Below are 13,804 nucleotides of genomic sequence, written 5' to 3'. Positions count from 1 at the left end.
GTTTTAATCAATCATTTTTATTGAGGAAGCCAAAAATTTGTTGTTTTCAATTTTTCCTTGAATATTTGCTTTTCTAACGACCTCACAAAATCCTGTTTGTTTGTTATGAGCATCTCCAAAATCATCAATATTAAATCCATCAACAAAATAAGCTTTGTTATCTATTCTAATAGCTAAATCACAACCATTTTGACTATCTAATTCAAATTGACATTGACCGCAAGATATTTCTGCAACTTGCTTTATTTTTTTCTTGTTTGAACAAGAAAATGAAATAATAAAGATTGATAATAAAAGTATTTTTTTCATAATATTTAAATTTGCAAGGGACTAAAATCCCTTGTTTGTGTATTTTATTTTTTCGCCCAAGAATCTCGCAATCCAACTGTTTTATTAAATACTAATTTTTCTACTGTAGAATCATCATCAACATTAAAATAACCTAAACGTTGAAATTGAAAACGTTCTCCAATTGTAGCAGATTGTAAACTTGGTTCTAAATAAGCCTCTATAATTTCTAAAGAATTTGGGTTTACAAACTCCATATAATCCTTGTCTTTATGAGAATCCGGTGCTTCATCTAAAAACAATCTGTCATAAGCTCTTACCTCTGCTTTAATAGCGTGTTTTACAGAGACCCAGTGCAAAGTACCTTTAACTTTACGTTTACTTTCCTCAGTATCCATTCCAGATTTAGTTAATGGATCGTATGTGCATTGTATTTCAATTACATTTCCATCTTCATCTTTTGTACAGCTATTAGCGGTAATAAAATATGCGTTTTTTAAACGAACTTCTTTTCCTAATTTTAAACGGAAAAATTTCTTATTAGCTTCTTCTCTGAAATCTTCTTTTTCGATGTAAATTTCTCTAGAAAAAGGAACTTCTCTGCTTCCAAAACCTTCTTCATAATCATTGTAATTAGCGTCTAATATTTCTTCTTGTCCTTCTGGATAATTAGTAATCACAACTTTTACAGGATCTAAAACACCCATAACTCTTTTTGCAGTATTGTTTAAATCTTCTCTAATTTTAAACTCTAAAAGTGCAACATCAATAATGTTTTCACGTTTAGAAACTCCAACGGTTTCTACAAAACTTTTAATAGCAGCTGGCGTATAACCATGTCTTCTTAAACCAGAAATAGTTGGCATTCTTGGATCGTCCCAACCAGAAACAATATTTTCTTCTACCAATTTAAGTAACTTACGTTTACTCATAATTGTGTAGCTTAAATTTAAGCGAGAAAACTCACGTTGTTTTGGTGGGTTTGGGTATTCAGATTTACTAAAATCTACTACATTATCTCTAAACCAATTGTACAATTCTCTGTGAGGTTTAAACTCTAAAGAACATAAAGAATGCGAAATTTGTTCAATATAATCACTCTCTCCATGCGTCCAATCATACATTGGGTAAATACACCAATCATCGCCAGTTCTGTGGTGAGATTTATACATAATTCTATACATTAATGGATCGCGCATTAACATATTTGGGTTTTCCATATCTATCTTTGCACGCAAAGTATGTTCACCTTCCTTAAACTTACCATCTTTCATAGCTTGGAATAGCTCTAAGTTTTCGGCAACAGAACGAGATCTAAACGGGCTATTTGTTCCAGCTTCAGTTGGTGTACCTTTTTGCACACGCATTTCTTCTGAAGATTGAGAATCTACGTACGCTTTTCCGTCTTTTATCAATAAAACGGCCCAATCAAAAAGTTGTTGAAAATAATCTGAAGAATAACATTCGTTTGCCCATTTGTAACCCAACCAAGAAATATCTTCCTTTATAGCGTCTACATATTCTTGCTCTTCTTTAGCAGGGTTTGTATCATCAAAACGAAGATTTACAGGTGCGTTATAAGTTTCACCTAAGCCAAAACTAATACCAATTGCTTTGGTATGACCAATGTGTAAATATCCATTAGGTTCTGGTGGAAAACGAAAACGTAAATTTTCTTTAGGCATACCGTTTGCCAAATCCTCTTCTATAATATGCTCTAAAAAATTGAGCGATTTTTTTCTTCAGACATAATTTAAGTGAAAAATTAAGCTACAAAATTACGTATTTTTATGCACTCGAATGTTCACTTTTGTAACAAAAAAAGATTTTAAGCCTCTAATAATTAAACAATATATATATTATGAGTAATCAAATAAGAAATTATACTTGTCCAAAATGCAATCACAAATCTTGTAAAGTAGATGAAATGAGGGCTACAGGAGGTGTGTTCTCAAAAATTTTCGACATACAAAATAAGAAGTTTACAAGTGTAACTTGCAAAAAATGTACGTATACAGAATTTTATAAAACCAAAACGAGTGCAATTAGTAATGTTTTCGATTTTTTTACTAGTTAAGAAGTGTAACTATTTAATATTTGGGCGTTACCTAAAGGTCGCGCTTTACATTGTATCTTTTTATGCTAAATCTACTTCAACATTTAATCTAAGTACTAGTTAAATTGAAAAATTATTAATCAGATTCAGAACATAGTTAAGCATAAAAAGGATGCCATTTCAATCGCTAACGCAAAGGATTACTTGTGGTTTTAAATATTATTTATAATAACATATCTTTATTTATTATCGTATTTTTGAAAAAATAAAAAGTTTTTAAAGGATGTTTTCTTTTTTATTTAATCATATAGCAATTTCTGTAAAAAACGTTGATAAATCTGTTGCTTTTTATCAGGAAGTATTAGGATTAAAGGAAATTAAAAATACTGCATCTAACTCTAAAACGAGATGGTTGTTATTAGCAGAAGACAAGCAATTACATTTAATTCCTCGTGCAGAATTTGCAATAAAAACGAATAAAGCAGTTCATTTTGCGTTAGCAACCAATAATATACATGCTGTTGTAAAACATTTAAATGATTTACAAATTGAATATTCTGATTGGAAAGGTACGCAAGAGAAAAATTATATTAGAAAAGACGGAATTTTGCAAATTTATTTTCAAGACCCAGATGGCTATTGGATTGAAATAAATAACGATATTTAGTAAACATTTTACTTTTATAAAACATAAAGTTTTGTAGAATTAGAATGTGTAAATTATAAAAAAATAAATTTTGGGGATAATACAAGTAAACAATATTAAACTCTATGCTTACCATGGATGTTTAGATGAAGAAGCAAAAATAGGATCTGAATATAAAGTAGATGTAGAGGTGAAAGCCGATTTAAGAAAATCTGCAAAGTCAGATGATTTGTTAGATACAGTAGATTACGTTCATTTAAATCATATTGTAAAAGAAGAAATGGGAATACGTTCTAAATTATTAGAAGAGGTTGCACAAAGAATATTAGATCGGTTTTTTAAAGAAATTAGAATGATTAGAAGAGCTAAAGTTTCTGTGGCAAAAATTAACCCACCTATTGGCGGTAATGTGGAGGAAGTTGTTATAATTCTCACAAAAAAGCGATAAAATAAAAAAAGGCTTGTAAAACTTGTAAATTTGCGTAAATTTGCAATCCAAATAAATAAAAGGTGTCTTGGCCGAGTGGCTAGGCAATGGTTTGCAAAACCATGTACAGCGGTTCGAATCCGCTAGACACCTCTTTGAAAAGCAGTTTAATCCCTGGCAATTAATTTGTTAGGGATTTTTATTTTGTGTAAATTCCGACCAGATTCCTACAAACTAAAATTAGGTCATTTTTTATGATGGTTTTGAGTATTTTTTGTGTTTCTCGTTATTGACCATTTTTGGTTTTCAAATTATAAATTTTATTTATGGAATTGATTAATATTTAACCTCTCTCTTTTTCAAAATTCTAACGAAAGTCAATAAGTTCTGATGGAGAAATTCCAAAAGCATCAGAAATTCTTTTAAGCATAGAAATTTTCATTTCTTGTTTGCCTAACTCATATTTTCTTAAATTTTGAGCATCTATTTCTGCCTTGAATGCAATTTCTTCGATACTTAAATTATTCTCTTTTCGAAGTTTCCTCAAATGTTTACCAAACTCAACACAAAAATTTGGAATTTCTTTTTTTCGTTCACGTTTTGACATGTATCAAATATGCGAACAAACTGTTTTTTGCAACGAATTGAATACAATAGGTCGAATGCAACCTATTTTTATATCTTTGTTTTTAAAAACTAATAATTTTAATATTATGAAAATAGAAAACATCAAAAAAACAAAGTATCAATCCATTTCAAAAGGCTTAGGCATCACAGGACTAGTTTTAGGAATCCTAACATTATTAATTTCATTTATACCCTTGTTTGGTTTATTTGCGATTTTCTTCGGAATTATTGCCGTTTCTATTTCACTAATAGGTCTTGTAATTGCTCTAAAACACAATCATGAAAAAGGTTTAATTATAGGAGTTTTGATTTTTTCATTGTTAGGATCTGGAATTGCTTACTCACAATATGCTGCTTTGAATTCGATTACCAAAGAATTTGTAAAAGAAGTAAATAAGGATAAAACAGAGAATAAAGAAAAGAAGGTTACTAGTTCAAGGGATACAGATGTTGCATTAGTCTTAGAACATATTAAAAAATCTGAAATCAATGTAACTGATGAAAATGGATTACCTCTAAACTATGAATACAAAGTTTCTGTTATAGAAACTAAGCCTTTAGGCAAAACTAAAGTTATATCAAGTATTCCGAATACAGATAAAGGTAGGGACGGATACATGAATTCAATGTATGCTGAATTATCAGTAAGTAAAATTAAGATTAAATTATTAATTAACGGAAAACAAATAAAAGGTGTAGATTTCGTTACTCATAATTATGAGAAAAGCCAAACCAATCCGTTTTTAGATTATTATAATAGTAGTAAATTCTTTAAAAAGAGTTTTAGCTATACTCCAGGATTAGATGATAAAAGTGTTTTAGATGAAGCTTTAAAAACTTTTACTAAACCTAATTACTATAGAGATTTTATAGGTAGAAAAAAAGAAGAAGATTCAAAATATGAAAATAAATACATCAATGCCACTTCTAATCTTATCAAATCTTCAAATATTCTTAACATCAAAACGATTGAAGACTTTCAAAAAGTAAAAGCCACTATAAAAGAAGAAAAAAAGAAAGTTGATAACGCAAAGAAAAAAGAGATAACTGTTAAAGAAACAACCAACTATAAAAAATTATTAATTACAGTCGATAATCTAAGAGTAAGAACGAGTCCAGATCTTGATGCAGAAAAAATTGAAAACTTAGCTTTGAATACGGTTGTTGAGTTCTTAGATAAAAAATCAGAAAATAAGACAGAGGTAACTATTCAAGGAAATAAGATCAATGAATATTGGTATCAGATTAAAACATCCTCAGGAAATATTGGTTGGATACATGGTTGCTGTTTTGAAGAAAAATAAGATGAGGTATTTTCTATATGTATTGATAAGCTTCACGATTATTTCTTGTAAAGAAGGTAAAAACAAAAAAGAGTTTAGCAAAAAGGTAACCCCAATAATTTCTAAAGATACTATTAAGAAAAGTAAAGTAGCTGTTGAAGCTATAGATATTGATAAAAATTTTGTGCTAGGAAAATTCAATTACCGAAAAGATACTTCTTTTGTTAAAGTTAAAAATTTACATGCTTCAAAAACAATTTACCTCAATAAAGAAGTTTATGATGCACTTGTAAAAATGTATGAGGCTGCAAAAGCGGATAATATTAATCTAAGAATCATTTCTGGCACCCGTAATTTTTATGAGCAGAAAAGTATTTGGGAAAGAAAATGGAAGAAGTACAATAATTTATCTCCAATAAAAAGAGCACAGAAAATTTTAGAATATAGTTCCATGCCATCAACTTCAAGACATCATTGGGGAACAGATCTAGACCTCAGCAACCTCAACAACAGTTATTTTGATAAAGGAAGAGGAAAAAAAGAATACGAGTGGTTAAAAAACAATGCTAAAAAGTATGGATTCCATCAAGTTTATACTTCGAAAGACAAAGGAATAACTGGATACAATATGGAGAAATGGCATTGGTCTTTTATGCCTTTAGCGAAGCAATATTTAAACTATTATAATAAAAACATTACAGAGGAAGATATAGAAAGATTTAAAGGGTCTGAGTTTGCAGAAGAATTGAATATTATCAAAAACTATGTTAATGGAATCTCAACAAACTTTAAATAAGTATGCTAACATTTATTTGGTTGTAAATATCTCGTTAATTGTTTTTTTTCTGATTGCATTAATCATCTTTAAAATCATAGATGTTTCTTGTTATTACAAAGAGAAATACAATGTAATTTGTAAAACTTGTGGAATCACAAGAGATTTTAAATCATTATTAGCTTTTGAAAATAAGAACCTCATCAATCCACTATCACAAGTTTATTTTAATTTTTTCTTGATATTATTTTTGATGAAGTTTATTGGTAGCTTTCTTATTTTAAGAAAAGTCAAAAAAATAATTGGTTTAGATATACTCTTTACATTTTTATGGTTTGTTTATATTTTGATAATACTAAGCTTTTAATGGTAAAAATATTGGGTCTTTTTTTAATATGAATAGCCTTATTTATATAATATTAAAACATATAAATTATGGACGAAAGAGATTATTCAAATCAGTTAGTATCTAGAATGATTAGTGACGCATGTCAACTAATGTTTATCTGGATGAGGAGAAGAAAAAACGTTTTAGATTAAAAAAAGCAAGTTAGAAATTGAATTTTCTAGCTTGTTTTTTTATTACCACTAAAAAATAAATACAGATTTATATATCAAATGTAATAATATATATTAATGTTTTTTATAATTTTTTTAAGAAGAAAATATAATAAGATGAGAATTTAAGCAAAGCTTCCGAGTTTAGTTATTCTATAATATCTTTATGAATTTGAAAAACAATTATATTGATTTAAGCGTAGCTAAAATTTTAACAGGCAATTATCTTTCAAAAACAGTAACAACAAATGATTTTCCATCATCAAACTCAATGGCGGAAAGTACACATGGTACTTAACGTAAGTTCTAACTAAGAAATAGCATTGTTAGGTAACATATTTGGTGTTTTTATTAATGATTTTTTAGGTAGATAAGAATATGCTAAATGCAACTCTATTTTTAATAATAAGGCTCCTATTTTTTTAAAAATTGAAGCCTTAATTTATCATATTTTGAAAACGCAAACCTTTACGTCCTTTTTTTTGTAGATTCAAATATTTGTAGATTTAAATAGATGTAGCTCAGTAATTTTTTTCTGCTTGGTATGAATTTAAAGATATTATTAATTTAACAAATATAAATTATACTAAAGCCAAGTCTTTTAATATCTTAAAAAGAACAAGATACATCTCTAGGCTTTTGCTTTTTCGCTAAAAAATAAACTAAAAATATACCCAAAACTAAAGCAAGAAACCACTCCAAAAAATGAGTACATTAAAAAACTAATATCTGTAAATACACTTATATACCATATAATAATTGCACTAAAAACTAACCCAGTTAAAGTCCCTTTTGCATTGGCTTTTTTGGTAAGCATTCCTAAAAGGAACATTCCTCCTAAACCACCAGTAAATAAACCTAAAAAACGATAAAACTGATCCCAAAGTGATTTAATTTCAGAACTTGCCATCCAAAGTGCTAATAATACACCTAAAACTCCAGTAACCATAGTTGCTAATCTTGCAATTTTTAGTAATCTTTTATCTTTTACCTCTGGTTTAAAATGCGAATGAAAATCATTACAATATGCTGTAGAAACCGAATTTAAACTACTACTAATACTAGACATTGCTGCAGAAAAAATACCTGCTACTAATAAACCTGAAACTCCAATTGGTAACTCTCTTACAATATACCAAGGAAAAATAGAGTCGTTATTAGAAATAGCTGGCGATAATTTGGTTGGCATTTCTGTATAAAAGATGAATAAAAGTGTACCAATACCAAAAAATATAATAGTTGCAGGTAGTGTTAACACTGCATTTGTGTATAAAGTTTTTTGAGAATCTTTAACGCTAGTACTTGTTAAAAAACGTTGTACTATGGTTTGATCTGTTCCTTGTGTTACCATTGCAGAAGCTAACCCACCAATAAAAACTACCCAAAAAGTAGATTGTGTAAAATTAAAATCGAAATTGGCAATATTAAATTTATCTCTGTCTGAAGCATAAGTTATCATATCACCAAAAGAAGTTTCTGTGTGCAACATAATCCAAACTACAGCTAAAACACTACCTCCCAGAAGTACAACAACTTGCATTACATCTGTCCAAATAACAGCTTCTATTCCTCCAAAAGTGGTGTAGAAAATACACAATATTCCCATTATTAAAATACTAGTTTCCACAGGAATACCAGTTACAATAGAAATTGCTAAAGAAGGTAATAATAGCACAATACCAATTCTACCTAATTGAAATAGTATAAAAGACAAACTACCAAAAGCACGCGCTGTATAATTAAACCTGTCTTCTAAATATTCATAAGCCGTTTTTATTTTAAGCTTATTAAAAAACGGAATAAAAATAAACGCAATAACTGGTGTTATTAAAATTGCTGTGATATTTAAAAAGAAAAAAGACCAATCTGTAACAAAAGCTTTGGCAGGTATTGCCATAAAAGTAATGGCACTAAGCAATGTACCAAATACACTTAAACCAGAAGCCCACCAAGGAATTCTACCTCCACCTGTAAAATAATCTTCTGTTGATTTTTGTTTACGGGCAAAATACAAACCAATTAATACAGATATCAATAAGTAAAGTGCTAAAACTGTATAATTTAAAACACCAAATGGATGTGCTGCATCTGCTACTTTAAAAGAGGTTACTTTTGCTGTTCTAATTCCTGGTGAAACCTCTCCAGAAACCATTACAAAATCATCTCCTTTTTTAAAAGAAAGTGCTGTAACTGGTATTTTTTCTTTCAAAACATCATATAAAAACCATTGTTTAGTAATGGTATTGTAGGCTAAAACATCTTTAGAAAAACCTTTGTGATTGTTTAAAATTTTATTTCTTCTAGTCTTTAGTACGTTTACCAAAGAATCATTTTCGGTCGTTTTTAATTTTAAACCAATATTTTCTAATTCATCAAAAAGTATTTCATCACTACCACCATAGACCATAATGTGCATAGACCCCATAGTTTCTGCAGAAGCTCCCATTAAAACTCTAGATGCACCATCAATTTTAAGGTCACCTTCATTTGTCCAAATATTTTCTTTTAAATCATAAGATAAATAAGATGTTAACGTTTCAGATTTTTTCCCTGCAACTTCATTTCTACCTCCAAGTACAAATATTTTTTTATTCGTTTTGGTTTCTTGAACAGCCACTGTATGCAATGCTCTTGGTAAGCCTGGGAAATCTGTTAGTTTTTCCCATTTATCTTTTGTTTTTAAATTTAATTTATAAAAAGAATTTGTACTTCCTTCTTTATTTTTACCTCCTACAACATACACAAAATCATCAACTAAAACTGCGGATGCAAAAGCTAAAGGTTCTGGTAATTTTGGATATTCAGAAACTTCTATCTCCTTTGCAGAAGTATTATAGGTAATCCACAAAACTTTATCACTAATAGTATCTGCATTATTCCCTCCAATGGTTAAAATTCCTTTTTTGGTAGATATGGATGCAGCATAACCCAAAGGAATTGGTAATTGTTTTGCTGATAATCGCCATTTACCATCTTCAAAAATATACACTTCATTACTCCATATTTTTTTCCACCTTCCCAAGGCAATCCTTCAGGAAAATTTGCACCTCCAGCAACTATGAAAACATCTTTTTGATGTCCTCCTAACATACCTGCATAACCAAAAGATTTTTCGCCAACTTTAGCAGCAGGTAAATCAGAAAAATCGGTAATTGTTAATTTGGGAATTTCTTGCCCAAAAGATTGAAATGAAGCTAAAATAAATAGGAATAAAATTACTGTATTCTGAAATTTTTTCATTTTGAAATAGTTTAACTAGTACATTTATTTTCAACTAAATTTTCATCATCAAAAAAACAAGTTAAAATTGATTGGCTAAGTTAATAAAATATAATGAAATGTATTATGTACTACATATTAATTTGTAAATTGCATATCTTATTGTTTTTAAATAGTAAAACTAGTAAAAAATACATCCTGTAAAATGAAAATTCAAACTATATTTCGAATTGTATTTCTGTTATTTTTATTTCAATCTTGTAATTCTATTCCGCCTCCAGAACCAGTATTACCAATACCAAGTAATGCTCAAATGGATTGGCAAGAAATGGAATATTATGGCTTTATCCATTTTAGTATTAATACGTTTACAGATGTAGAATGGGGTTATGGAGATAAGTCTCCAGAGTTATTTAACCCAACAGAATTAGATGTACGTCAATGGGCAAGAGTGGCAAAAGAAGCAGGAATGAAAGGCTTAATCTTAACCAACAAACATCATGATGGCTTTTGTTTATGGCCTTCTAAATACACAGAATATTCCATAAAAAACTCTCCTTGGAAAGACGGAAAAGGAGATCTGGTAAAAGAATTGGCAGAAGCTTGTAAAGAATTTGGACTTAAAATGGGCATTTATGTTTCTCCTTGGGATAGAAATCGTGCAGATTATGGCAAACCAGAATACATAACTTATTTTAGAAATCAATTAACAGAACTTTTAACTAATTATGGCGATATTTTTGAAGTTTGGTTTGATGGTGCAAATGGTGGAGATGGTTATTATGGAGGTGCCAAAGAATTTAGAAAAGTAGACAAAAAAAATTATTATGATTGGGAAAACACCAATAAACTCATAATAAAATTACAACCAAATGCTATTATTTGGAGCAATAATGGCCCAGATGCAAGATGGGTTGGAAACGAACACGGTTTTGCTTACAACACAACTTGGTCTCCATTAGTAAGAGATTCCATTTATGGAGGAATGCCTAATTTTAAAGACTATGCAGCTGGTCAAGAAAATGGTACACATTGGGTACCAGCAGAAGCAGATGTTTCTATTCGCCCAAATTGGTATTATCATAAATCTGAAGATGATAAAGTAAAAACATTAAAACAACTACTAGATATATATTATAATTCTGTAGGAAAAAACAGCTCTTTATTGCTAAATCTTCCTGTAGACAGAAGAGGTTTGGTTCACGAAAATGATGAAAAACAATTAAAAAAATTAACAACTCAATTAAAAGAAGATTTTGCCAAAAATTTAATTTTAAATGCCAAAACATTGGCAACAAATGTTCGTGGAAAGGCTGCTGATTATGATTCTAACAATGCAGTTGATGGAAATAAAGAAACGTATTGGGCAACTGATGATGAAGTTACAAAAGCAACAATTACCATTAATTTTGATGAGCCTACAGAATTCAACAGATTTTTAATTCAAGAATATATAAAATTAGGTCAAAGAGTAAAACAATTTTCTTTGGAAGCTGAAATTGATGGTAAATGGCAATTAATTGACAACCAAACTACTATTGGCTACAAACGTATTTTACGCTTTAAAACTGTAAAAGCAACTAAAATTAAAGTCAATATAGAAGATGCAAAAGCCTGTCCATTAATTTCTAATATTAGCGTTTACAATGCACCTTTAATTGTTGATGTGCCTAAGATTACAAGAAATAAGCAGGGAGAAGTAAGCCTAAATGTTCCTGAAGAAGGCGTTTCTATCTTTTATACTTTAAACGGAAACACACCAACAACTACATCAACAACATATAAAAATCCTTTTTATGTTGATACTCCTACAACTATAAAAGCATTTACTTTAGATGCCAAAACCAATCGAAAAAGTGATGTAATTTCCAAAACATTGGATATTAGTAAAAAAGCTTGGAAAATAACAGATTCAAAAGGAAAACAATTTAGCCAAAATGCTATTGATGACAACCCTTTTACAAATTGGTCTGCTAATAAAATAAAATTATCTAATACTAAAATTGATTTAGGAAAAATAACAACTATTAAAGGTTTTACATACACACCAACTCAAAGCAGATGGATTTCTGGCGTAATTACACATTATACCTTTTATGGTAGTACAAATGGGAAAAATTGGAAAAAATTAGCGAAAGGAGAATTTTCTAACATCAAAGCTAACCCAATAGAACAGAAAGTTTTATTTACAAAACAAGCATCTGTAAAATACATTAAAATAATTGCTGATAAAATAATGGATGATAAAAATACTGCTGTTATTGCAGAATTGGGTATCATCACAAAATAATCTAAAAATAGAACTATGAAATATACTTTCATTGCCATGTTAACAATTTTTACGTTTGTAAATTGTGCAGAAAAAAACAGGTCTTTTTTACCTTCTGAAATCGCAATTTTGCCAAAACCAACTTCTATTATATTACAGAAGAATTCTTTTGCTTTTAAAAATGGGCAAACTATTTTTTCAGATGATAAAGCTCAAATAATTGCTGTTGAAGATTTAAAAAAATTTATCAAAAGTAAAATTGATTTTTCACTAAAAACTTCAGATACTAAAAGTGCAATCATATCTTTTACAAATGACGAAAATTTAACATCAGAAGCCTATGAATTAAAAGTAACTCCTAAAAGAATTACCATTTTAGCCAATGACAGTGCTGGTTATTTTTATGCTGTTCAAACCTTAAAACAACTTTTATCAACAGAAAAAACAAAAGATTCTGAACACATAAAACATTTAATTCCTGCTATACACATTAAAGATAATCCGCGTTTTAAATGGCGAGCTTATATGTTAGATGAATCGCGTTATTTTCACGGAGAAGCATTTGTAAAACAACAATTAGATCAAATGGCATTGTTGAAAATGAACACCTTTCATTGGCATTTAATTGATGATGCTGGCTGGAGAGTTGAGATAAAAAAATATCCGCTTTTAACCAAAGTTGGTGCTTTTAGAAAAGATAGCGAAATTGAAACGTGGAAAAGTGGTAAAACTGCTGGAAAACCTCATGGAGGTTTTTATACGCAAAAACAGATAAAAAACATAGTTGCTTATGCTAAAAACAAAAATATAAAGGTAGTTCCAGAATTTGAAATGCCAGGGCATTCTAGTGCAGCAATTGCTGCTTATACTTGGTTAGGAACTGCTGGTAAAGATATAGATGTACCTGTAAAATTCGGACGATTATATGACAATTATGATGTTACAAAACCAGCAGTAATCGCATTTATAAAAGATGTTTTATCAGAATTATTTCAACTTTTTCCTTCGGATGTAATTCATATTGGTGGTGATGAAGTGGGTTATGAAGTTTGGGAGAAATCGAAATCTGTTCAGAAATATATGAAAGAGAATAACATTAAAACTCCTGCAGATTTACAGATAAATTTTACCAATAATATATCAAAATATATAGAAAAAAATGGAAGAAGAATGATGGGTTGGAATGAAATTCTTGGTAAAAATATTCACAAAGATTTTGGTGAAAAGAAAAACGATAAAGAAGCAGAAACTGAATTGGCTAAAAATGCCATTGTTCATTTTTGGAAAGGAGATTTAGCACTCTTAACAGATGCTGCAAAAAAAGGATACTCTATTGTAAATTCTTTACATAGTAGCACTTATTTAGATTACAATTATAAAAGTATTCCTCTAAAAAAAGCGTATGATTTTAACCCAATTCCTAATGGTTTAGATGAAAACTACCACAAAAATATTTATGGTTTAGGCTGCCAAATGTGGAGTGAATGGACACCAACAAATCCAGATGTAGAAAGACAAACATATCCAAGAATTGCTGCTTATGCAGAAGTGGGTTGGACTTCTTTAGAGAATAAAAATTATGATGATTTTAAAATTGCCCTAAAAAAAATGCAAAAACATTGGGATAGTTTAGGTATCAATTATTATAGAGAATAA

The 13,804-nt window shown here is 29.3% G+C and carries 12 protein-coding genes and 1 tRNA gene; 8 read left to right on the top strand and 5 right to left on the bottom strand.

All coding sequences use genetic code 11. The features are described 5' to 3' along the window. Positions 1 to 3: 3 nt before the first annotated feature. Positions 4 to 309: a DUF6370 family protein gene (locus tag N5A56_RS13530; protein WP_265725921.1), complete on the bottom strand. Its 306-nt coding sequence runs from the start codon at positions 307 to 309 to the stop codon at positions 4 to 6. 44 nt (positions 310 to 353) lie between these two features. After that, positions 354 to 1,973: a glutamine--tRNA ligase/YqeY domain fusion protein gene (locus N5A56_RS13525; RefSeq protein WP_420793211.1), complete on the bottom strand. Its 1,620-nt coding sequence runs from the start codon at positions 1,971 to 1,973 to the stop codon at positions 354 to 356. 176 nt (positions 1,974 to 2,149) lie between these two features. Here N5A56_RS13525 and N5A56_RS13520 point away from each other — a divergent pair, with 176 nt between their 5' ends. From N5A56_RS13520 to N5A56_RS13505, 4 genes are all read left to right on the top strand, one after another. After that, positions 2,150 to 2,365 (top strand): zinc ribbon domain-containing protein, encoded by a 216-nt coding sequence (locus tag N5A56_RS13520; protein WP_265725920.1) that lies wholly within the window; start codon positions 2,150 to 2,152, stop codon positions 2,363 to 2,365. A gap of 262 nt (positions 2,366 to 2,627) precedes the next feature. Continuing rightward, a complete protein-coding gene (locus tag N5A56_RS13515) occupies positions 2,628 to 3,011 on the top strand; it encodes a VOC family protein (protein ID WP_265725919.1) in 384 nt (127 codons plus the stop codon). 70 nt (positions 3,012 to 3,081) lie between these two features. Continuing rightward, a complete protein-coding gene (gene folB / locus N5A56_RS13510; protein WP_265725918.1) occupies positions 3,082 to 3,438 on the top strand; it encodes a dihydroneopterin aldolase in 357 nt (118 codons plus the stop codon). A gap of 61 nt (positions 3,439 to 3,499) precedes the next feature. After that, a tRNA-Cys gene (locus N5A56_RS13505) sits at positions 3,500 to 3,570 on the top strand. Between the two features lie 214 nt (positions 3,571 to 3,784). Here the strand turns inward: N5A56_RS13505 and N5A56_RS13500 are convergent. Beyond that, complete coding sequence (locus N5A56_RS13500) at positions 3,785 to 4,024, bottom strand: helix-turn-helix domain-containing protein (RefSeq protein ID WP_265725917.1); 240 nt, start codon at positions 4,022 to 4,024, stop codon at positions 3,785 to 3,787. 55 nt (positions 4,025 to 4,079) lie between these two features. Between N5A56_RS13500 and N5A56_RS13495 the strand changes: the two genes are divergently transcribed. Together N5A56_RS13495 and N5A56_RS13490 are read left to right on the top strand one after the other, a co-directional pair. Next, positions 4,080 to 5,348: an SH3 domain-containing protein gene (locus N5A56_RS13495; RefSeq protein WP_274270484.1), complete on the top strand. Its 1,269-nt coding sequence runs from the start codon at positions 4,080 to 4,082 to the stop codon at positions 5,346 to 5,348. Position 5,349: 1 nt separating this feature from the next. Next, positions 5,350 to 6,123 carry a M15 family metallopeptidase gene (locus tag N5A56_RS13490; protein WP_265725915.1) on the top strand — a complete coding sequence of 258 codons (774 nt, stop codon included), beginning with the start codon at positions 5,350 to 5,352 and terminating at the stop codon, positions 6,121 to 6,123. Positions 6,124 to 7,291: 1,168 nt separating this feature from the next. Here N5A56_RS13490 and N5A56_RS13485 read toward each other — a convergent pair. Together N5A56_RS13485 and N5A56_RS13480 are read right to left on the bottom strand one after the other, a co-directional pair. Beyond that, positions 7,292 to 9,649, bottom strand: coding sequence for a sodium:solute symporter family protein (locus N5A56_RS13485; RefSeq protein WP_265725914.1), 2,358 nt, complete (start codon positions 9,647 to 9,649; stop codon positions 7,292 to 7,294). Beyond that, positions 9,550 to 9,900, bottom strand: coding sequence for a hypothetical protein (locus tag N5A56_RS13480; protein WP_265725913.1), 351 nt, complete (start codon positions 9,898 to 9,900; stop codon positions 9,550 to 9,552). The genes N5A56_RS13485 and N5A56_RS13480 overlap by 100 nt, the downstream gene beginning before the upstream one ends. Positions 9,901 to 10,084: 184 nt before the next feature. Between N5A56_RS13480 and N5A56_RS13475 the strand changes: the two genes are divergently transcribed. Both N5A56_RS13475 and N5A56_RS13470 read left to right on the top strand, forming a co-directional pair. Beyond that, positions 10,085 to 12,169 carry an alpha-L-fucosidase gene (locus N5A56_RS13475; protein WP_265725912.1) on the top strand — a complete coding sequence of 695 codons (2,085 nt, stop codon included), beginning with the start codon at positions 10,085 to 10,087 and terminating at the stop codon, positions 12,167 to 12,169. Between the two features lie 15 nt (positions 12,170 to 12,184). Next, the gene (locus N5A56_RS13470; protein ID WP_265725911.1) at positions 12,185 to 13,804 is read left to right on the top strand and encodes a beta-N-acetylhexosaminidase; all 1,620 of its coding nucleotides are present in this window, start codon (positions 12,185 to 12,187) and stop codon (positions 13,802 to 13,804) included.

This window comes from Polaribacter ponticola, assembly GCF_026191475.2.
Classification (GTDB): Bacteria; Bacteroidota; Bacteroidia; order Flavobacteriales; family Flavobacteriaceae; genus Polaribacter; species Polaribacter ponticola.
This window is presented reverse-complemented; position numbering and strand designations above follow the sequence as displayed.